General features: G+C 60.0%; 16 protein-coding genes. 13 read left to right on the forward strand and 3 right to left on the reverse strand.

The genetic code is table 11. From position 1 onward, the window contains the following. Nucleotides 1–33 precede the first annotated feature (33 nt). The 4 genes from ACWF8S_RS05870 (at nucleotide 34) to ACWF8S_RS05885 (ending at nucleotide 3,723) form a co-directional block, all read left to right on the forward strand. Entirely contained in the window at nucleotides 34–1,155 is a 1,122-nt protein-coding gene (locus tag ACWF8S_RS05870; protein WP_447555907.1) for a beta-ketoacyl-ACP synthase III, read from the forward strand. 63 nt (nucleotides 1,156–1,218) lie between these two features. After that, the gene (locus ACWF8S_RS05875; RefSeq protein ID WP_447555908.1) at nucleotides 1,219–2,016 is read left to right on the forward strand and encodes an MlaA family lipoprotein; all 798 of its coding nucleotides are present in this window, start codon (nucleotides 1,219–1,221) and stop codon (nucleotides 2,014–2,016) included. Nucleotides 2,017–2,024: 8 nt separating this feature from the next. Next, on the forward strand, nucleotides 2,025–3,218 hold the full coding sequence (locus ACWF8S_RS05880) for a PP2C family protein-serine/threonine phosphatase (protein ID WP_447555909.1): 1,194 nt from the start codon (nucleotides 2,025–2,027) through the stop codon (nucleotides 3,216–3,218). Further along, nucleotides 3,208–3,723, forward strand: coding sequence for an STAS domain-containing protein (locus tag ACWF8S_RS05885; RefSeq protein WP_447555910.1), 516 nt, complete (start codon nucleotides 3,208–3,210; stop codon nucleotides 3,721–3,723). The genes ACWF8S_RS05880 and ACWF8S_RS05885 overlap by 11 nt, the downstream gene beginning before the upstream one ends. Before the next feature lie 64 nt (nucleotides 3,724–3,787). Here the strand turns inward: ACWF8S_RS05885 and tal are convergent, their stop codons facing one another. Both tal and ACWF8S_RS05895 read right to left on the reverse strand, forming a co-directional pair. Beyond that, the gene (tal, locus tag ACWF8S_RS05890; protein ID WP_447555911.1) at nucleotides 3,788–4,726 is read right to left on the reverse strand and encodes a transaldolase; all 939 of its coding nucleotides are present in this window, start codon (nucleotides 4,724–4,726) and stop codon (nucleotides 3,788–3,790) included. A 25-nt stretch (nucleotides 4,727–4,751) separates the two neighbouring features. Further along, a complete protein-coding gene (locus ACWF8S_RS05895) occupies nucleotides 4,752–6,395 on the reverse strand; it encodes a methyl-accepting chemotaxis protein (RefSeq protein WP_447555912.1) in 1,644 nt (547 codons plus the stop codon). Between the two features lie 155 nt (nucleotides 6,396–6,550). Here ACWF8S_RS05895 and ACWF8S_RS05900 point away from each other — a divergent pair, with 155 nt between their 5' ends. The 5 genes from ACWF8S_RS05900 to pstB all read left to right on the forward strand — a co-directional run bounded on the left by ACWF8S_RS05900 (nucleotide 6,551) and on the right by pstB (nucleotide 12,627). Then, on the forward strand, nucleotides 6,551–7,744 hold the full coding sequence (locus tag ACWF8S_RS05900) for a multidrug effflux MFS transporter (protein ID WP_447555913.1): 1,194 nt from the start codon (nucleotides 6,551–6,553) through the stop codon (nucleotides 7,742–7,744). A gap of 145 nt (nucleotides 7,745–7,889) precedes the next feature. Then, nucleotides 7,890–8,906 carry a substrate-binding domain-containing protein gene (locus ACWF8S_RS05905; protein ID WP_447555914.1) on the forward strand — a complete coding sequence of 339 codons (1,017 nt, stop codon included), beginning with the start codon at nucleotides 7,890–7,892 and terminating at the stop codon, nucleotides 8,904–8,906. Between the two features lie 100 nt (nucleotides 8,907–9,006). Further along, a complete protein-coding gene (pstC, locus tag ACWF8S_RS05910) occupies nucleotides 9,007–10,386 on the forward strand; it encodes a phosphate ABC transporter permease subunit PstC (protein ID WP_447555915.1) in 1,380 nt (459 codons plus the stop codon). 6 nt (nucleotides 10,387–10,392) lie between these two features. Continuing rightward, on the forward strand, nucleotides 10,393–11,751 hold the full coding sequence (gene pstA, locus ACWF8S_RS05915) for a phosphate ABC transporter permease PstA (protein ID WP_447555916.1): 1,359 nt from the start codon (nucleotides 10,393–10,395) through the stop codon (nucleotides 11,749–11,751). A gap of 66 nt (nucleotides 11,752–11,817) precedes the next feature. Then, the gene (gene pstB, locus ACWF8S_RS05920; protein ID WP_447556553.1) at nucleotides 11,818–12,627 is read left to right on the forward strand and encodes a phosphate ABC transporter ATP-binding protein PstB; all 810 of its coding nucleotides are present in this window, start codon (nucleotides 11,818–11,820) and stop codon (nucleotides 12,625–12,627) included. Nucleotides 12,628–12,724: 97 nt separating this feature from the next. Here pstB and ACWF8S_RS05925 read toward each other — a convergent pair whose 3' ends face one another. Beyond that, on the reverse strand, nucleotides 12,725–13,912 hold the full coding sequence (locus tag ACWF8S_RS05925; protein WP_447555917.1) for an acetyl-CoA C-acyltransferase: 1,188 nt from the start codon (nucleotides 13,910–13,912) through the stop codon (nucleotides 12,725–12,727). A 161-nt stretch (nucleotides 13,913–14,073) separates the two neighbouring features. Here ACWF8S_RS05925 and ACWF8S_RS05930 point away from each other — a divergent pair, with 161 nt between their 5' ends. From ACWF8S_RS05930 to ACWF8S_RS05945, 4 genes are all read left to right on the forward strand, one after another. After that, on the forward strand, nucleotides 14,074–14,637 hold the full coding sequence (locus ACWF8S_RS05930; protein WP_447556554.1) for a TetR family transcriptional regulator: 564 nt from the start codon (nucleotides 14,074–14,076) through the stop codon (nucleotides 14,635–14,637). A gap of 200 nt (nucleotides 14,638–14,837) precedes the next feature. Next, on the forward strand, nucleotides 14,838–16,517 hold the full coding sequence (locus ACWF8S_RS05935) for an AMP-binding protein (RefSeq protein WP_447555918.1): 1,680 nt from the start codon (nucleotides 14,838–14,840) through the stop codon (nucleotides 16,515–16,517). 1 nt (nucleotide 16,518) lies between these two features. Next, entirely contained in the window at nucleotides 16,519–17,286 is a 768-nt protein-coding gene (locus tag ACWF8S_RS05940) for an SDR family NAD(P)-dependent oxidoreductase (protein WP_447555919.1), read from the forward strand. Nucleotides 17,287–17,529: 243 nt separating this feature from the next. Then, nucleotides 17,530–19,335 (forward strand): acyl-CoA dehydrogenase C-terminal domain-containing protein, encoded by a 1,806-nt coding sequence (locus tag ACWF8S_RS05945; RefSeq protein ID WP_447555920.1) that lies wholly within the window; start codon nucleotides 17,530–17,532, stop codon nucleotides 19,333–19,335. Nucleotides 19,336–19,748 lie beyond the last annotated feature (413 nt).

Consider the following 19,748-nt stretch of genomic DNA (forward strand, 5'->3'; position numbering starts at 1 on the left):
CGCCATCCCCAGGCCGCAAACAGGAGAACAAGCATGAGTGACGTGGTCATTACCGGCACAGGACTCTATACACCGGAACACGCCATCGATAACGAGGCCCTGGTGGCGGCGTTCAATAACTACGTGGACCGGCAAAACGCCCGTTTTGCCGAGGACATCGAGGCAGGCACGCGGACGCCACTTGCCCATTCCAGCCGTGAGTTCATCGAAAAGGCCTCGGGCATCAAAAGCCGTTACGTGCTGGACGCTGAGGGCATTCTCGACCCCGAGCGGATGCGCCCAAGGCTTCCCGACCGCGCCAATGACGAGCCCTCGATTCAGTGCGAGATGGCGACCCACGCCGCCCGGCAGGCACTGGAGGCCGCCGGTATCCAGCCCGGCGATATCGAGCTGGTGATCGTGGCCTGCTCGAATCTGGAGCGCGCCTATCCATCGGTGGCCGTCGAGGTGCAAAATGCACTGGGTACTGCGGGCTACGGGTTTGACATGAACGTGGCCTGCAGTTCCGCGACCTTCGCCATCGAGACCGCCGCCAACGCCATCGCCGCTAAGAGCGTGAAGCGGGCCCTGGTCGTAAGCCCTGAAATCTGCTCGGCGCATCTCAATTTCACCGACCGTGACAGCCACTTCATCTTTGGCGATGCGTGCACCGCCGTGGTACTCGAGCAAAGCGATATCGCGGTGGCCAAGCAGCGTTTCGAGGTGCTGGGCACGCGTCTGGAGACCCAGTTCTCCAACGCCATTCGCAATAACGCAGGCTTCTTGAACCGGGTGACGGACAGCGACCCGCTCGCCGTCGACAAGCTTTTCGTACAGGAAGGGCGGCGCGTCTTCAAGGAGGTGTGCCCCATGGTCGCCAGGCTGATCGTCTCGCACCTGGAATCGCTCGAGCTAAGGGGCGACGACGTCAAGCGGCTATGGCTTCATCAGGCGAACCGCCACATGAACGATCTGATCGGGCGTAAAGTACTGGGGTATGAACCCAGCGAAACTCAGGCACCGATCATTCTCGATCGCTACGCTAATACGAGTTCTGCCGGGTCCATCATCGCCTTCCACCTGCATCGGGAAGACCTGGCTTCGGGAGATATCGGGCTGATCTGCTCGTTCGGGGCGGGTTATAGCGCCGGTAGCGTCGTGCTACGCTGCCGGTGATCCGTAGCGCTAGTGGCAAGACGCTAAACAGCGGGACATACCTAAAAAAACGAGGGATTTATCATGCTAAGGTCGTTAACCACCAAGGCGCCTAAAGAGAAGGCGTTGAAAGGGATGTTGCCAGTGGTGCTGTTAGCTGCACTAGGTATGTCAGGTTGTGCCAGCACCGGCACCTCATCAGAGCAGGCCCACCCGGATGACCCCTGGGAAGGCTTCAATCGGCGTGTCTTTGCCTTCAACGATGTACTGGACCGCTACGCCCTGAAGCCGGTAGCCACCGGGTATCGCACCGTTACGCCGGACCCGGTGCAGACAGGTGTGGGTAACTTCTTCTCCAACCTGGGCGAGATTCGCACCGCACTCAACAGTATCCTGCAGGGCAAGCCCGCCAACGCAGGTCTTGCCACCTCGCGCTTTTTGATCAACACGACGGTAGGTATCGGTGGTCTTCTGGATTACGCTACCCATATGCAGATCACCGCCGACGATGAGGATTTTGGTCAGACCCTGGCGGTATGGGGCTGGGAAGATTCGCGTTACCTGGTGCTGCCGCTTCTCGGACCCAGCACTCTTCGCGATACCACCGGCCTTCCGGCGGACATCGCCGCGCACCCCAACACCTACGTCGAAGACGACGCGGTACGCATCAGTCTGGCGGCGCTCAATATCGTGGACACCCGCGCCGGGCTTCTGGATCAGGAGTCGTTGATCAGCGGAGATCGCTACCGGTTTATCCGCGATGCCTATCTTCAGCGTCGCCAGTTCTTGATCAACGACGGTGAGCTCGGTGACGATCCCTTCGCCATGGACAGTTTCGAGTTCGACGATGCAGATTTTGGTGACGACGATTTCGCCGACTGAGGCTTAGCATGGATCATTCCAAATATCTCATCGCGGTCATCGATGAGCCGGGAAGCGAGCGCGAAGCGCTGACTCGGGCCATCGCCTGCCACGACATGGCGGTGCTGGCCTCCCGGGATATCGAACGTCTGCCCGATGAGACCGCCCTGGTGGTGGCCAAGGCCGGGGTGGTGCCGACCGATCAGTGGGCGTTGCTGGCGGCGCGCGTGCCGACCCTGGTGGTCAGTGATTCCCGGGAGGATGCCGGACTCATCCAGGCTGTGGAGAGCGGGCTTTTAGACCATATCGTCGACCCCTTGCGCCATACCGAGCTTCTACGACGGATGATTCGCAAGGCCGTGGAGCTTCACACCCTGGCCCGCGAGCGCGAGCGTGATCACGAAAGGCTCGAGGAACTCAACGAAAGTCTTGAAACCCATCTGGCGCTTTTGCGCATGGATCAGCAAAGCGGTGGGCATATCCAGCGCCGGCTGCTGCCGGTTCATCCCAAGGTGATCAACGGCGCCCGCTTTGATTACTGGTTTGCACCGTCGCTCTATCTATCCGGCGATTTTCTCGATTACCAGCGCTACAACGAGCGCTTCAGCGCTTTCTATTTTGCCGATGTCTCCGGGCATGGCGCCTCCTCGGCGTTTGTCACGGTGCTGCTCAAGTATCTGTTCAATCGCTGGCTCAACGAGTGGAACGGCCAGAACCCCGATACACTTGCCGCCAAGTGGCTGGGCGCCCTGAACCGTGAGTTGCAAGACACCAACATCGGCAAGCACGCCACCCTTTTTGTCGGGGTGATTGACCGCGAGACCAAGACCCTTCACTATTCGCTCGGTGCACAGCTGCCGATGCCATTACTGGTAACCAGTGACGCCCTGGTGCGTCTGGAGGGCGAGGGGATGCCGGTCGGGCTTTTTCCCGATATCGAATACCCCTCGCTTAGCTGTGAACTTCCGCCTGACTTCCGCCTTTGGCTCTGTTCAGACGGCGTATTGGAATGCCTGCCGGGTAAGACGCTCGACACGCGGCTCATGGAGCTTGAGCAATTAGTAAGCGAGAGTGGCACACTTGAGCAGTTGCGCGACCGACTAGCCCAGACCAACACCCTGCTGCTGAACGGGGTGGCGGACGATGAGGCCGACCAGGACCGCGATGCTTTACTCGATGACCTGACAATCATGATGGTGAGCGGATTTGGTCATGCTGATTGAAGAAGGCCGTATCAAAGCGGCATTCGATTCCGGTGTTTTTATCTTGAAACTCTGTGGCGATGTGCGCCTGACGCTCTGCGCGACGCTGGACGTTCAAGCCCAGCGCCTGGCTGATACGCCGGGGCTGCATACGGTAATGATCGACCTGCGCGAGGCGAGCAACGTCGACTCCAGCGCCCTGGGCTTTCTGGCCAAGGTGGCCATGGCAGTGAAAGGGCGCCTGGCGCATCCACCGACGATTATCGCCAACAACCCCGATATTCAAAAAATGCTCGACGTGATGGGCTTCGATCGCTTTTTCACGTTGATCGAGGCGCCGCTTCAGGGGGCTGCTGCGCTGAACGAGACACTGACCGAGTTGCCCGAGGTTCCTTCCGATGAAGAGGGCCTGCGCGACCGGATTCTCGAAGCGCACCGCATCTTGATGCACATGAACGAACATAACCGAGAGCAGTTTCAGCCGCTGGTGGATATGCTGGAAGCTCAGGACACGCCGGTTCACTAGACACGCTGAAGTCATGACTTGCCTGCCCCGGGCACCATTGACCTGGCGTCCGGGGTGACCAGGCCTACTGCTGACGCAGCTTGCTCAAAAGCTCTTCGAGTTGTTTCTGGTCAGTCATGAACTTGCGAATGCCCTCGGCGAGCTTGTCGTGGGTCATCTCGTCGTCGTTCATTGCCCAGCGAAAATCCGCCTGGGAGAGTGGCTCACCGACAGCGCTGCTGGCATCTGCCGGGCTCAGTTTCCGAGCAAGTTCCCCTTGTTGTCCGTCAAGCTCGTTCAAGAGCGCCGGTGAAATGGTCAGACGATCGCACCCGGCCAGCGCCTTGATCTCCTCCACGTTGCGAAAGCTTGCCCCCATCACGATGGTGGCGTAGCCGTGGTCCTTGTAGTACTCGTAAATCCGCTTGACCGACTGGACCCCTGGATCGTTGTTGCCGCTGAAGTCGCCTTCGGGGTTGCGGGTCTTGTGCCAGTCCAGAATACGCCCCACGAAAGGGGAGATCAGTGTGGCGCCGGCGTCGGCGCAGGCCTGGGCCTGGGCGAAACCGAACAGCAGCGTCAGGTTGGTACGAATACCGTCGCGCTCGAGCTGGCGGGCAGCCTGGATGCCCTCCCAGGTAGAGGCCGTCTTGATCAGGATACGCTCGGCCGCAACCCCTTGCTTGGCGTAGCGCTCGATCAGCGAGTGAGCCTTGGCAATGGTCGCGTCACGGTCAAACGAGAGCCGTGAGCTGACCTCGGTGGAAACGTAGCCGGGTACCAGCTCGCTGATCTCGCAGCCAATGTCCACCGCGACCCGGTCCACCGCCTCGTCGATATCGGCGCTCTCCTGGGCGATAGCGGCCAGCCGCGCGCGGCGATCCTCCTGTTGGGCGGCCTGCAGAATCAGCGACGGGTTGGTGGTGGCATCTTCGGGGCGAAAGCGACGAATCGCCTCCAGATCGCCGGTATCGGCCACTACTTTGGTCATTGCCTTCAACTGCGCCAGTAAACTGTTATTCATGTAGGGCTCCTTTTTCAAATGAGCTCTACTCTAACAAGGCTTGGGGCGTGTGGATATTACCTGGCATCGATGGGCCAAGTGTCGGGTCGTGCTGCCAGGTATAGGGGCGCTGCGTGGCGGGCTCGATCCGGAAGCGGCTGGCTGCCTCGCGAAGCTGCTCGGCGATCCTCTCGAGGGCCAGCGCGTCCTGGGCGCTGCTTTCCACCTGCTCCTTGTTGGCGCGGTTGACCTGGGTCTGTTCGACAAGGGTGGTATTGAGGCGCTCGATATGACGGTGCTGCTCCTTGGCGGCCTCGGCGATATGCGCCATCAGGCGGTTGGCCTTGTCCGTGGTCTCGGCAATGTCGCACAGGGTGGCGCTTGCCTGGCCCGACAGCGCGTGACCGTGCTGAATCTGACGGGTCGAGTCGGCCAGAAGCGTCTTGATTTGCTGGGCCGCCTCGGCGCTCCGAGTGGCGAGCCCGCGCACTTCCTGGGCCACCACCGTGAATCCCTTGCCCTGGACGCCGGCCCGGGCGGCCTCTACCGACGCGTTGAGGGCAAGAATATTGGTCTGAAAGGCAATGGCGTCAATGGTGCCGACGATGCCGTCCACTTCGTTGGCGCGCTCGTGAATGCGCTCCATGGTGGCGAGAAAATTGTCCATCACTCGATTGGCCTGGGTCGTTTGCGTGCTGGCGGTGGTGGTCAAATCTTCAGCGTCCGTGGCGTACCGGGCGGTGGAAGCGGTATGGGTCGTCAGCTCCTCCAGATTGGCCGTGGTGGTTTCATGGAAGGCGTGCTGCTGGCGAGTACGGATGGCCAGATCTTCGTTACCCAGTGCCAGGCGCTGGGCGCTTTCAAACATCGCCCGGCTCTGGTCGTGAAGGTTTGTAATGGTGTCGATAAAGGCGTGGCGCATGGTCTCAAGCTCAGCGTAGAGCCGACCGATCTCGTTGCGTCCGGGGCGTTCTATGGCGGTGCTTAAATCGCCCTGGGCAAGAGTTTGAAAATGCAGTGCCAGTTTTTTGACCGGGCGCAGGAAAAAGCGCTGGCCGACATAGGCGATCAGTAGCAAAAGACCGATGGCAGCCCCCACGCCTGCCACCAGCCACTGCCCGAGGGTGCCTGCACGCTGCTGGGCCTGGCTCAACAGATAGGTGCCTTGTCGGTTTGCCAGCTGGTAAAAGGCGCGGGCCTCCAGGGTAAACGCCTGACTCAGCAGTAACGCCTCGACGGTGAGTTGACGATACCCGCCCCGGTCGCCGGTGCGCACCGCCTCCAGTTGCCGTGTCATGGTGTCAATCAGCGCGGTGGCGCGTGCTTCTATCGCATCGCGTCCGGGGTAATCCCGTGTCGCGGCCAGAAACGTTGCCAAGGCATGCGTCATCTCGTCCAGCTCGTGTTCCACGGCCTCCAGCGCTTCCACCGGGTCGCCAAGGGAGGGACGAAGCTGGCGCTCGAGGGCGCGATCGAGGCGGTGGAGGCCTTCAAGGCCTGCGATGTGCAGGCGGTTCAAGGACGAAGCCTGCTGTACGTTGACCCGCTCAAGCAGGGTCAAGTCGTTCTGGCTTTGCTTGATCACGCTCCAGGTGAGCAGCGCAAAGGCCAGCACGCACAGCGAGATAAGCGAGAGTGCCGCCATGGCCAGCGTGCGAAGCGAAACATGTTGAAGCGGTTTGAGTGTCATGGTGTCCCCGGGTCGGGCATCGGTTGAATCACGCCAAGGTTAAAAGACGTTTGTTTCAGTTTTTCGACTTTTAACTCGCCGCCTGCACGGGTGCTGTACCATGAGCGGGCTATTTTTTGCCGTTTGCTCGCTGGAAACACACCAAAGGGATCTTAATGGAACTCAATTCTCGCCGGGTGGCGCTCCTGGTGGCCGCCAATACAGCGTTGGCCCCTTTTGCCATCGATGCGTATCTGCCGGCCATCGGTATTCTGGCCGAGGCCATTGATGCCAGTATTCATCGCACCGAACTCTCCATCAGCATGTTTCTTTTCGGCTTCGCGTTTGGCCAGCTCTGCTTTGGACCGCTTTCCGACAGGGTAGGGCGCAAGCCGGTGCTGCTGGGCGGGCTGGTCGTGTTCATGCTGGCAAGCTTGATGATTACCACCGTGGATAGCCTGGGGTCGCTTCTGACATGGCGCTTTGTTCAGGCGCTGGGTGGCGGGGCTTGCGTTGTGAATTCGGCAGCGATTGTGCGCGACTGCTTCAGCGGACGCGAGGCAGCGAAGGTGATGTCGACCATGGCGATGATCATGATGCTTGCTCCGCTGGTAGCGCCCGCGGTAGGCAGCGTGCTGCTTCACGTGGCGGATTGGTGGTTGATCTTCGTGTTTCTGGCCGTCTACGCTGGCTTTCTGCTCTGGCTGCTGGGCACGAAGCTTCCCGAAACCCGTGACATGAGCCTGCCTGCCGCCTCGCCGCGTCAGGTGCTGCGCAACTACGCAAGCGTTTTACGCCACCGCGAGGGCATGGGATATATCTGTGCGGTGGCCGCCTCCTTTGCCGGGCTTTTTGCGTTCGTGACCGCCTCGCCGTTTCTCTATCTGGAATATTTTGCGCTTTCACCGAGCATCTACCCGCTGGTGTTCGGGGTGAATGTGGTGGTGATTGCGCTCTCCAACCGGGTCAACATCCATCTTTTGCGCTACCGCACGCCTCAGCAGAACCTGCGCCTGGGGCTGGCGGTGCAGCTGGTGGCGGCGATTGGTCTTGTAATGGCCACCGCTTTGAATGTGGCCTCACTTTTTGTGGTGGTACCGTTGATCATGCTGTTTACCGGCATGATCGGGCTGATCACGCCGAATGCGATCTCGTCGCTGCTGGATCATTTTGGCCACATCAGTGCCACCGCCACCGCACTCCTGGGCGGCATACAGTTCACCTGCGGGGCGCTGGCCGGTGTCATGGTGGGGCTTTTTCAGGTAGAACATCTCTGGCCCATGGTGCTCACCATGCTGGCGGTGGCGTTGCTGGGCAACGTGGGGGTCAGGGTGCTCACCCCCCGCACGGTTGAACGTCAGGCTGGCTGAAAGCTAAGTTCACTATAAAAAAGCAGCCTTCAGACAGCGCTGTCATATTTCTGCAATCATAACGCGGCAGACTCCTCGGTGTTGAAGGCCTCTGGGCCACTTTTCCAGCTGCGAGCTGGGTTTCACACTCGAGGGGAACGCGACGATGAACGTAACCAAGAAGACGCTAAGTGTTGCCGTAGTAGCCGCTCTGGCCACCGGCGTATCCACCGCTGCCATGGCCCGCGATACCATTCAAATCGCGGGTTCTTCGACCGTACTGCCGTTTGCCAGTATCGTCGCTGAAGAGTTCGGCAACACCTATTCCCAGTTCAACACGCCAGTGGTTGGCTCCGGCGGCTCCAGCGGCGGTCTGCGCCAGTTCTGTCAGGGCGTGGGTGAAAACACCATCGATATCGCCAACGCGTCGCGCCCCATCCGCTCAAGTGAAGTCGAAAGCTGTGGCCAGAATGGCGTCAACGAAATCCTCGAGATCAAGTTCGGCTACGACGGTATCGTGTTCGCCTCGCGCCTTGACCGTAACGAGTTCGAACTGACGCCCGAGTTCGTTTTCAAGGCCGCGGCGGCGCAACTGCCCCAGGACGGTGAACTGGTCGATAACCCCTACACCAACTGGTCTGAAATCGACGACAGCCTGCCCGACCAGGAAATCACGCTGGTGATTCCTGCCTCCAATCACGGCACGCGTGAAGTCTTCGAAGAGCGCGTTCTGCACGCTGGCTGCGAAACCGTGGCCGAGGTCGAAGAAGACGCCTGTAACAGTCTGCGCGGTGACGGTCGTATCGTCGAAATCGCCGGTGATTACACCGAAACCCTGGCGCGCCTGGACGCTCAGGAAGACGCGGTGGGCGTATTCGGTCTGAGTTTCTACGATCAGAACCGTGACCGTCTGCAGGTCGCGACCATGGACGGCATCACGCCCAGCCTTGAGACCATCGGCTCCGGTGAGTACCCGGTGTCGCGTCCGCTGTACTTCTACGTCAAGGGCGAGCATCTGGACGTCATCCCCGGTCTGGCTGAGTACACCGAGTTCTTCCTGAACGACATGATCTCCGGATATGGCAGCCCGCTGGAAGACGCTGGCTTGATCCCGATGGACGAGGACGAGCGCACCGAGGCAATGGATCAGTTTGAATCGCGCACCGTGGTAAGCGCCGAGTAATCCCGCGCCAGATTACTGCGGTGGTTTGAGCAACAGATCGCGCCGACATCAACGTGTTGATGTCGGCGCTTAAACGTAGAGAGTAAAAGGCGAAGACATAATGAGCAATCTTGCCTTGATAGCCACGCTCCTCATGCTGATGGCCTTGGCATATCATCTGGGTTTGACGCGTAGCCGCGCGGTAGCCGCTAGCCGCGATGTGCGCATGCATTCCCGCCCCGGTTATTACGGTACGCTGGTAGCGCTTTGGTGCGGCCTGCCTGCGCTGGTCATTTTTCTTTTATGGTCGTTTCTTGCGCCTCAGCTTGTCGACATGCTGGTGACCCAGCAGTTACCCACGGATCTCGTGGCTTCCCTGAGTGACCGGGAGCTGCAGACACTGATGCGCCGCGTGGCCGCTCTGGCCGAAGGGCGTGGCGTATCCGGGGGAGGAACCCCCGAAGAGCTGGCCGCCGCTTCTCACATGGCAAGGCTCAATACCCTTCAAAACGTCAGTTTGATTGCCCTCATGGCGGTGCTCGCGGTGGCGGGACTGGTGTATGCCCGTCGGCGCATCTCGCCGGGCTGGCGGGCGCGTAATCAGGTGGAGCGCGTCATCATGATCGCCCTGGCCGCAAGCTCGGCGGTGGCGATCTTTACCACGATCGGCATCGTGCTTTCGATGCTGGGCGAGGCGCTGCGCTTTTTCAGCTTCATTCACCCGGCAGACTTTTTCCTGGGCACCACGTGGAATCCGCGCTTCAGCACGTCAGGCACCAGCGCTCAGGGCGAGTTCGGTCTTCTACCGCTGCTCTGGGGTACGTTGATGGTGAGCGCCATTGCGCTATTGGTGGCCATTCCCGTAGGGCTGATGACGGCGATCTACATGGCCGAGTACGCGCCGCCCTGGCTGCGCAGCATTGCCAAGCCGGTCATCGAGATTCTGGCCGGCATCCCTACCATTGTGTACGGTTTCTTTGCCCTGACGGTAATTGGGCCTTTTCTGTCAGGTCTGGGTGATCTGATCGGTATCAATATTCGAACCACCAGCGCTCTGACGGCGGGTATCGCGATGGGCATCATGATCATCCCGTTCGTGTCATCGCTTTCCGACGACATCATTACCCAGGTGCCCAAGTCGCTTCGCGACGGTGCGCTGGGGCTTGGTGCCACCAAGTCGGAAACCATTCGTCAGGTAGTACTGCCAGCAGCCCTTCCGGGCATCGTGGGCGCCTTTTTGCTGGCGGCGAGCCGCGCGATCGGGGAGACCATGATCGTGGTGCTGGCCGCCGGTAACAATCCGGTACTCCATGCCAATCCGTTTGAAGCGGTCTCCACCATTACCGTGACGATCGTCAATCAGTTGACCGGCGATATGGACTTTGCAAGCCCGCAGTCGCTGGTCGCCTTCGCGCTCGGTTTGACGTTGTTTGTGATTACGCTGGGATTGAACGTCATTGCACTGGTCGTGGTGCGCAAATATCGCCAGCAATATGAGTAGGTGACCATGTCTATATCGATTGAACAGCGCCGACAGCACCGGCTGATGACGATTGAGAAGTCGCTGGCGAAACGGCATCGCAAGGAGAACGGTTTCCGGCGAATGGGGCTGGTCGCGGTCCTGACGGGCATGACCCTGGTCACTATCTTGTTTGCCAGCATTCTGACCAAGGGGATTCCGGCATTCTGGCAGGCGACGTTTTATACCGAGGTCTACTTCGACCCTGAGGTGATCGACCTGCCGCCCAGGCCCGAGCAGCAAAGCGGTGAAAGCCAGTTCGCGTTCGAGGAGCGTACTACCCAGTGGCTTACCCAGGCGGGGCTTGTAAACTGGCAATCACTGATCGATACCTCGCTCGAGCAGGCGCTGGGCGAAGAGGTGGAGTCGCGCCAGTTACGCGACCTGCGCGCCCTGGTGGCCTCGGGCGAACGCTACGCGCTGCGTAACCGGTTTACCGAAGACCCGTCGCTATTGGGTGAAACGGTCACGATCAAGATGCTTGCCAGTGCCAATGTGGATGTCTGGATGAAAGGCAATATCAACCGTGATCTGCCGGATGCACGCCAGCAGCTGACGCCTCAGACGCGGGTGTGGATCGACCAGCTGGAGGAGCGGGGCGCCTTGCAGCAGTCGTTCAGCACCTCGATTTTCATGAATACCGATTCTCGAAGCTCGCTGGCCTCAGCGGGGCTTGCCGGGGCTTTCATGGGGTCACTTTTCATGATGATGGTGGTGATTGCGCTGTCGGTGCCCATCGGGGTCTCCAGCGCGATCTATCTTGAGGAGTTCGCGCCCAAGAACCGTCTGACGGATCTGATCGAGATCAACATCAATAACCTGGCGGCGGTACCCTCCATCGTGTTTGGCCTGCTGGGGGCGTCCATCTTCATCGGTTACCTGCGTCTGCCGCTGTCGGCGCCGCTGGTCGGTGGCCTGGTGCTGACGTTGATGACGCTGCCTACCATCATTATCGCCACCCGGGCCTCGCTGCGTTCGATTCCGCCCTCCATCCGCCAGGCGGCACTGGGTATCGGGGCATCCCGCGTGCAGACGGTATTCCATCACGTGCTGCCGCTGGCGCTGCCGGGTATATTGACAGGCTCGATTCTCGGTGTGGCGCAGGCCTTGGGCGAGACGGCGCCGCTTCTGTTGATCGGCATGAATGCCTTCGTGGCCAACGTGCCAAGCTCGCCGATGGATCAATCCACCGCGCTGCCCGTACAGATCTATCTATGGCAGGGCAACGAACTGCGTAATTTCTTTGAAGCGCGAACGTCAGCCGCCATTATGGTGCTATTGGGCCTGATGCTCAGCTTGAACGCGCTGGCCATCTGGCTGCGTAAAAAATTCGAGACGAGGTGGTAAGTGAATACTTCTGCGCATTCTCCGGCAACGACCCAGTCTTCGGCAACGCCCTCTGTATCGCCGAGCATGTCCAACGTCAGCGTGGGCGGCGGCGAGAGCCGAGTGAGCAAAGCCAAGGACAAGCTAAAGCTGAAAGCCGAGGGCGTTAACGTCTTCTACGGGAACACCCAGGCGATCAATGGTATCGATCTGGATATCTATGAAAACGAGGTGCTGGCATTCATCGGCCCCTCCGGGTGTGGCAAGTCGACGTTTCTGCGCTGTCTGAATCGCATGAACGATACCATCGACATCTGTCGGGTAGAGGGCAAGATTACCCTCGATGACAAGGATATCTACGCCCCCGACCGCGATGTAGTGCTGCTGCGGGCTCAGGTGGGTATCGTCTTTCAAAAGCCCAACCCGTTTCCGAAATCAATCTACGAAAACATCGCCTACGGCCCCCGCCTTCACGGCCTGGCCAAGCGCAAGGCAGAACTGGACGATATCGTCGAGAGCAGCCTTCGCCGCGCGGGGCTCTGGAACGAGGTGAAAGATCGCCTGGATCAGCCCGGCACGGGGCTCTCCGGTGGTCAGCAGCAGCGGCTTTGCATCGCCCGTACGGTGGCGGTGAGCCCGGACGTCATTTTAATGGACGAACCCTGCTCGGCCCTTGACCCTATCGCGACCGCCAAGGTGGAGCAGTTGATCGACGAACTCAGCGAGAGCTATACCATCGTGATGGTGACGCACAATATGCAGCAGGCTGCCCGCGTGGCCGATCGCACGGCGTTTTTCCATATGGGCGATCTGGTCGAGGTCGACACCACCGACAATATCTTCACCAATCCTCAGGATCAGCGTACCCACGATTACATCACCGGGCGCTTCGGCTGAGCAAGGCTGCTTGAAGGCCACACTGGCCGGAAGGGTTTAAGGCACGTGTTGCAAGAATACGTGCCTTTGACGTAGGTGAGGAAGAGAGCTCGATTGGCTAGTCGATCAGCTCTATTGCCACTGCCGTGGCCTCGCCGCCGCCGATGCACAGGCTTGCCACACCGCGCCGCCCACCCGTGGCGCGCAGGGCGTGAATAAGGGTGACGATGATGCGCGAACCCGTGGAGCCTATCGGATGGCCCTGGGCGCAGGCGCCGCCGAAGATATTGACCTTGGCGTGATCCAGCCCCAGATCGTCCATCGCGATCAGCGTGACGACCGCAAACGCTTCGTTGATCTCGAAAAGATCCACATCGGAGACCTTCCAGCCTACCTTCTTCATCAGCTTTTCAATCGCGCCCACCGGGGCAATGGTGAATTCGCTGGGGTGACGGGAGTGGGTGGCGTGGCCCAGCATCCGAGCCAGGGGCTTCACGCCCAGGCGCTCACTGCCCTCAAGGCTTGCCAGGATCAGCGCCGAGGCGCCGTCGGAAATCGAGCTGGCGTTGGCGGCGGTGATGGTACCGTCCTGGGCGAAGGCGGGGCGCAGGGTTCGGATCTTGTCGAGTCTGGCCTGGAAGGGCTGCTCGTCGTGTTCGATCACGCTTTCGCCCTGACGGGTAGTCACCGTGACCGGCGTCATTTCAGCATCAAGGCTGCCGCCGTCATTGGCAGCCATCGCCCGCTCGAGCGAGGCAATGGCGAAGTCATCCAGGCGTTCTCGGGTGTAGCCGCGCCCGGTGGCGACCTCTTGTGCAAATACGCCCATCAGCTTGCCGGTCTCGGCGTCTTCCAGACCGTCGTGAAACATATGATCCCTGAGTTCGCCATGGCCCAGCCTGTAACCGCTGCGCGCTTTGGTCAGCAGGTGGGGGGCATTTGACATCGACTCCATGCCACCGGCGAGCATCACCGTATTGGTACCCGCCTTGATAAGATCATGCGAGAACATCGCCGCTTTCATGCCCGAGCCACAGAGCTTGTTGATGGTGGTGGCGCCGATGGCATCGGGAATGCCGGCCTGACGCATGGCCTGGCGCGCCGGGCCCTGTTTCACGCCGCCGGGCAGTACGCAGCCCAGGATCCCCTCTTCGATGGCATGGGGTTGAATGCCGGCGCGCTCGATGGCCGCACGAATGGCTTCGGCTGCCAGTGCCGGCGCGCTCAAGCTGGAAAGGCTGCCCATCATCGCACCCATGGGCGTGCGGGTGGCGGCTAGAAAGACAACGTCGGTGGTGTGACTCATGGAATCGCTCCTGAGGGTTTTATTGTGATTGTGATCATGGCGGTGGTCGTGCTCATGCCATGGTTGAACGGATTTGCCGGGCAATGCGTTGACCCGCCGGGCAGGGGTATGGTCTGCTTTCAGCTAACCAAGCAAGCGCTAGTGTGAATATCATGAATGTAATGAATGCCTCTCCGCGCCGCAAGGAGTTGACGCGTCTTGCAGCGTCGCTTTTCGTTCAAGAAGGGTTCGACCGTACCACCGTACGCATGCTGGCCCAGGAGATGGGTATCAAGTCGGGGAGTCTTTTTCATCACTTCAAGGATAAGCAGGAAATTCTCGCAGCGGTCATCGAGGAGGGCACCCAAAACGCCCTGGCAGTCGCCCGGACCGCGCTCGGCAGTTGCGAAGCCGACCCGCACGCTCGACTGAACGCCATGGCGCGGGCGCACCTGCAAACGCTTTTTGCCGATCGCAACGCCCACGTGGTGGCGCTCTTCGAGTGGCGCCGGCTCGACGTTGCAGCCAGCGCCCACCTTCGCCACCTTCGTGACGCCTATGAAGCGCTCTGGATCGAAGTGATCGATGACGCCTTGGCGGCGGGGCTGATTCGCGGGGAACGCTTTTTGGTGTCCCGCTTTGTGCTGGGCGCTCTTAACTGGACAGTGCGCTGGTATGATCCTGACGGCGCGCGCACTCCTGACGAGCTGGCCGATGAGTTGGTGACGATGATCACCGCACGGTGATCCCTTTCTGGTCGCCACGACCAACGTCTAACCCTTTATAGCGCATTGCCCGCTTGCGCTAGGCGATAAATCCTTTTAGCGTTGGTGCAAACAAAAGCTTCCGTTAACGTAAACGGCTGCTGGCGCGCAGCAGGCCGCTTGGCTTGTAAAACGCTGCTATCAACAATAACGCTGCTACACAACAATAAAAGAGAGCCGCCATGACTGTTTCTTCCTCGCTACCCGGGTACGCCGAGTATCTCGCAGGCTTTTCGCCAGGTGATGTGATCACAACGCTTGATGCCCATCAGGACGGCCGACTCAACGCTTTCGAGGCATGTTGTGCGCGTCACCTGCGAGAAGGGCGGGGGAGTACGCTTGCCCTGGTGCATGAAGACCAGCAACAAAAGCGTCATACGCTTACCTATGAAGAGCTTGCTGCACAGAGTGCGCGGCTTGCCGGCTGGCTGAGCCAGCAGGGCGTTGAACAGGGCGATCGGGTGGCGTGCATGCTGCCTCGTTCGGCGGCTCTTATGGTCACGGTACTGGCCACCTGGCGTATCGGCGCGGTGTACCAACCACTTTTTACCGCGTTCGGGTCGGATGCGGTGGATTACCGCCTCGGCCGCGCGGCTACCCGGCTGGTGGTAACCGATCATGCCAATCGTCACAAGTTCGAGGGTCCCAGCCCGCCGGTGCTGGCCGTGGGCGGGCCGAGTTCCCGGCATGCAGAGGATCATGATTGGCAGACGGCCCTCGAGCATCCGCCTGTCGAGGGTGAACCACCCCGGCTTGATCCCGACGCACCCTTCTTGCAGATGTTTACCTCGGGTACGGTAGGCAAGCCCAAAGGGGTGGCGGTACCGCTCAAGGCGATGACCGCGTTCGCCCTTTACATGGAGCTTGCCGTCGACCTTCGTCGCGAGGACCGCTTCTGGAACATGGCGGACCCCGGCTGGGCCTATGGGCTCTATTACGCCATTGCCGGGCCGCTGTTGCTGGGCGCCACCACGCATTTCTGCGAGGCCGGCTTCAGCGCCGAAGGGGCGCTTGGCTTCATGAAGCGCCACGCCATCACCAACTTCGCCGCGGCTCCCACCGCTTATCGGCTGATGAAGGCCTCGGGGCTTTTTGACGACGCCTCGCAGACGTTGAACCTGCGCGCGGCAAGCTCGGCGGGGGAGCCACTCAATACCGAGGTGGTCAACTGGGTGGAAAGGTCACTTGGTTGCGCGGTCATGGACCACTACGGCCAGACCGAAACCGGCATGACCTGCTGCAATCACCATGCACTTCGCCATCCCAGCCACGTGGGTGGCATGGGGGTACCGCTGCCCGGTTATCGTCTGGCGGTACTCGACGCCGAGTATAATGAGCTGCCCCCCAACGAGCCTGGGGTACTGGCGGTGGACCTCGAGAATTCCCCGGTTCACTTCTTTTTGGGCTACACCTGGCAGGAGAAGGATCCTTTCGTGAAAGGCTACTACCTGACCGGCGATGTGGTGATTCGTAACGAGGATGGCACGTTCCAGTTCGCCGGCCGCGACGACGACATCATTACGACCGCCGGGTATCGGGTGGGTCCTACCGACGTGGAGAACAGCGTGATGATTCATCCCGGCGTGGCGGAGTCGGCGGCGGTGGGCAAGCCCGATGAGATTCGCGGCGAAATCATCAAGTCCTACGTGGTCCTGCGCGCGGGTTTCGAGCCAGGCGAGACGCTGGCCGAGGAGATCCGCACGCTGGTACGCGAGCGGCTTTCGACCCACGCGTTCCCGCGGGAAATCGAATTCGTGGAGGAGTTGCCCAAGACCCCCAGCGGCAAGATCCAGCGCTTCAAGCTGCGCGCTCAGGCAGCCAGCCCGACATCGGGTGATTCAGACACTGTGAGAGGATACTGATGTGCAGATAAAGGAGCGGACGTTCTTGATTACCGGAGCCGCCTCGGGGCTCGGTGCGGCTAGCGCCGAACGGCTGGTCAGCCTGGGTGCCAAGGTGGTGCTGTGCGATGTGAGCGAAGGCGTTTTTGAGCAGGCCAGAGCGCTGGGTGATTATGCCAGCGCCATGACCTGCAATATAACGTCAAGCGAGCAGATGCTGGAGGTGGTCGATGCCGCGGTGGTCACGGGCGGCAAACACGGGCTTGCCGGTGTGATTCACTGCGCAGGGGTGGTCAGCGTCGGGAAGCTTATCGACCGCGAAGGCAATCCCGCCGACCTGGACGGCTACGCCAGGACGGTTCAGATCAACTTGATCGGCACTTTCAACGTCATGCGCCTGGCTGCTGCTGCCATGGCGAAAAACGTCCCGCTGGAGAGCGGCGAGCGCGGGGTAATCATCAATACTGCATCCGTCGCCGCGTTCGACGGTCAGGTGGGGCAATGTGCCTACAGCGCCTCCAAGGCCGGGGTGGTGGGTATGAGTCTTCCCGCTGCCCGGGAGCTTTCCCGCCACGGCATCCGCGTCATGGCGATCGCCCCGGGAGTGTTCGAGACCCCCATGATGAGCGAGATCCCTCGCGATGCTTATGACGCCCTGGTCGCCGCCGTGCCGTTTCCCAAGCGCCTTGGCAAGGCCGAAGAGTTTGCGCAATTGGCCGAGCAGATCATTGCCAATCCCATGCTCAACGGCGAGGTGATTCGTCTGGATGGCGGTATTCGCATGCAGTAACGAAGTCTCACGCATAAAAGCCCGCAGTGACCGTCTGCGGGCTTTTTGTTGTCTCTCTTGGCGCTATCAAGTCTTCTCGCCTCATGTGCTGTTCAAACACTTGTTCGACTAAAGAAGGCGCGTCTTGGGGGATTAAATTCAAACGTCCGCTTGACTCCGGAAGACCTGCGCGCTAATTTCAAACAAGTGTTTGAAAGCCACCGTTCACGCCTTGGCTTTCAGCCCCTTTTCAGGAGACCTGTCATGCCTAGTTATCAAGCTCCCCTGCGTGATCTGCGTTTCGTCATGGACGAAATGTTCGATTATTCTGCCCATTATACTGCGATCTCCAAGGACGAAGACGCTTCGCCGGATGTGGTCAGCGCCATTCTGGAAGAGGGCGGTCGCTTTGCACGCGAGGTGCTCTTGCCCCTTAATCAAAGCGGCGATGAAGAGGGCTGTCAGCGACTTGAAAATGGCGACGTAAAAGCCCCTCGGGGCTTCAAGGAGGCCTACCAGCAGTACGTGGAAGGTGGCTGGCCAAGTCTTGCCGCTGAGCCCGAGCACGGCGGTCAGGGCCTTCCGCATTCGCTGGCCATGGCGCTTTCGGAGATGATTTGTGCCAGCAACCTGGCTTGGGGCATGTATCCCGGTCTTTCGCACGGTGCCGCCGACGCCCTGCGCCATCATGGTACCGATGAACAGAAAGCCACTTACCTTACCAAGCTGGTCGAGGGCGTATGGACGGGCACGATGTGTCTTACCGAACCCCACTGTGGCACTGACCTGGGGCTTATCAAGACCCGCGCCGTGCCGGCCGGTAACGCCTATACGGTTACCGGTACCAAGATCTTCATTTCGGCTGGAGAGCACGATCTGGCCGAGAACATCGTTCATCTGGTGCTGGCCAAGCTGCCCGACGCCCCGGAAGGCTCCAAGGGTATTTCACTTTTCGTGGTGCCCAAGTTCTTGCCCGATAACGATGGCAATCCTGGCGAGCGCAACGGTGTGGTCTGTGGCTCTCTTGAGCACAAGATGGGTATTCACGGTAACGCCACCTGTGTGATGAATTTTGATGGTGCCACGGGGTACTTGGTGGGCCCGCCTCATAAAGGTCTGGCGTGCATGTTTACCATGATGAACGCTGCCCGGCTTGGCGTCGGCATCCAGGGGCTTGGGCTGATCGAGGCAGGCTTTCAAAACTCGTTGGCCTACGCTCGTGACCGGTTGCAGATGCGTGGCCTTTCCGGCAAGCAGGCTCCGGAAAAACCCGCCGATCCGATCATCGTTCACCCGGACGTGCGTCGCATGCTCTTGACGCAAAAGGCGTTTGCCGAAGGCGGGCGCATGCTGGTGCTTTACGCGGCCAAGCTGCTGGATACGGTCGAGCACGGCAAGCCCGGTGAAGAGAAGGAGCGGGCTGAAACGCTGCTGGGATTATTGACGCCTATCGTCAAGGCGTTTCTGACCGAAGTCGGTTTCGAGAGCACCAACGAAGGCGTACAGGTCTTCGGTGGCCATGGCTTCATTAAAGAGTGGGGCATGGAGCAGCTGGTACGCGATTCGCGTATCACCCTTCTTTATGAAGGTACCACCGGTATCCAGGCGCTGGATCTTCTCGGGCGCAAGGTCTTGATGAGCCAGGGTGAGTCACTGAAGGTTTTCACCAAGGAGATTCACAAGTTCTGCAAAACCGAAGCCGACAACCCCGCGCTCAAGGAATTTGTCGCACCGCTTGCCAAGCTCAATGCCGAGTGGGGCGAACTCACCATGGGTGTTGGCATGAAGGCGATGCAGGACCGCGAAGAGGTGGGCGCGGCCAGCGTGGATTACTTGATGTACTCGGGTTACGTTGCGCTTGCTTACCTGTTCGCCCTGGCGGCCAAGACGGCAGCCACCGGGCTCGAAGGAAATGACAAGGCCTTCTATGAAGCTAAGATCAACACCGCCCGCTTTTATTATCAGCGGCTTTTGCCACGCACCCGCGCTCACGCTCAGATGATTCAGGCAGGAGCTTCAAGTCTGATGGCGATCTCGAGCGAAGACTTCGGGCTGGGTTTTGAAATCTAGTAAATCCGCCAAAGTAGCGGCCCCAGCTTAGCTCGCCTTGATCCCTACTGTGTCGGACAGCTTCAGGTTGTCCGGCGCTTTCGTCTTCAGGTTTGCGTCTTATGACGCCGGGCCCGGGCTACTAAACTTTTTTTGAAAAAAAGCCCTTGCCAAGGCGGCGGAGAATCCGTAAAGTACGCATCCGCTGCCGGGGACGCAAGGCGTTGCCAGCGGTGAATGAGAGTGAAAACTCTCGGTTTGTCAGGAGGTTAGCGAAGTCTTGATCGCTTGCTCCACTCGCTGAAAACAGCGGTTGACAACCACCAGGAAATGCGTAGAATACGCCTTCCTCGCTGAGGCAAGCGGCTCCGGTCATCGAGCCAGCGTCTGAGTCCAGCGAAACCGCTCTTTAACAATTTGATCAGGTAATTCAT

The sequence above is a fragment of the Vreelandella xerophytica genome (assembly GCF_968048975.1).

Excerpts from the sequence above, each read along its gene's own strand:
- ACWF8S_RS05945 (WP_447555920.1), top strand. The coding sequence starts at position 17,530 with ATGCCTAGTTATCAAGCTCCCCTGCGTGATCTGCGTTTCGTCATGGAC.
- pstC (WP_447555915.1), top strand. The coding sequence starts at position 9,007 with ATGAGCAATCTTGCCTTGATAGCCACGCTCCTCATGCTGATGGCCTTG.
- ACWF8S_RS05875 (WP_447555908.1), top strand. The coding sequence starts at position 1,219 with ATGCTAAGGTCGTTAACCACCAAGGCGCCTAAAGAGAAGGCGTTGAAA.
- ACWF8S_RS05925 (WP_447555917.1), bottom strand. The coding sequence starts at position 13,912 with ATGAGTCACACCACCGACGTTGTCTTTCTAGCCGCCACCCGCACGCCC.
- ACWF8S_RS05900 (WP_447555913.1), top strand. The coding sequence starts at position 6,551 with ATGGAACTCAATTCTCGCCGGGTGGCGCTCCTGGTGGCCGCCAATACA.
- ACWF8S_RS05870 (WP_447555907.1), top strand. The coding sequence starts at position 34 with ATGAGTGACGTGGTCATTACCGGCACAGGACTCTATACACCGGAACAC.
- pstA (WP_447555916.1), top strand. The coding sequence starts at position 10,393 with ATGTCTATATCGATTGAACAGCGCCGACAGCACCGGCTGATGACGATT.
- ACWF8S_RS05905 (WP_447555914.1), top strand. The coding sequence starts at position 7,890 with ATGAACGTAACCAAGAAGACGCTAAGTGTTGCCGTAGTAGCCGCTCTG.
- ACWF8S_RS05880 (WP_447555909.1), top strand. The coding sequence starts at position 2,025 with ATGGATCATTCCAAATATCTCATCGCGGTCATCGATGAGCCGGGAAGC.
- tal (WP_447555911.1), bottom strand. The coding sequence starts at position 4,726 with ATGAATAACAGTTTACTGGCGCAGTTGAAGGCAATGACCAAAGTAGTG.
- ACWF8S_RS05895 (WP_447555912.1), bottom strand. The coding sequence starts at position 6,395 with ATGACACTCAAACCGCTTCAACATGTTTCGCTTCGCACGCTGGCCATG.
- ACWF8S_RS05930 (WP_447556554.1), top strand. The coding sequence starts at position 14,074 with ATGAATGCCTCTCCGCGCCGCAAGGAGTTGACGCGTCTTGCAGCGTCG.
- pstB (WP_447556553.1), top strand. The coding sequence starts at position 11,818 with ATGTCCAACGTCAGCGTGGGCGGCGGCGAGAGCCGAGTGAGCAAAGCC.
- ACWF8S_RS05935 (WP_447555918.1), top strand. The coding sequence starts at position 14,838 with ATGACTGTTTCTTCCTCGCTACCCGGGTACGCCGAGTATCTCGCAGGC.
- ACWF8S_RS05885 (WP_447555910.1), top strand. The coding sequence starts at position 3,208 with ATGCTGATTGAAGAAGGCCGTATCAAAGCGGCATTCGATTCCGGTGTT.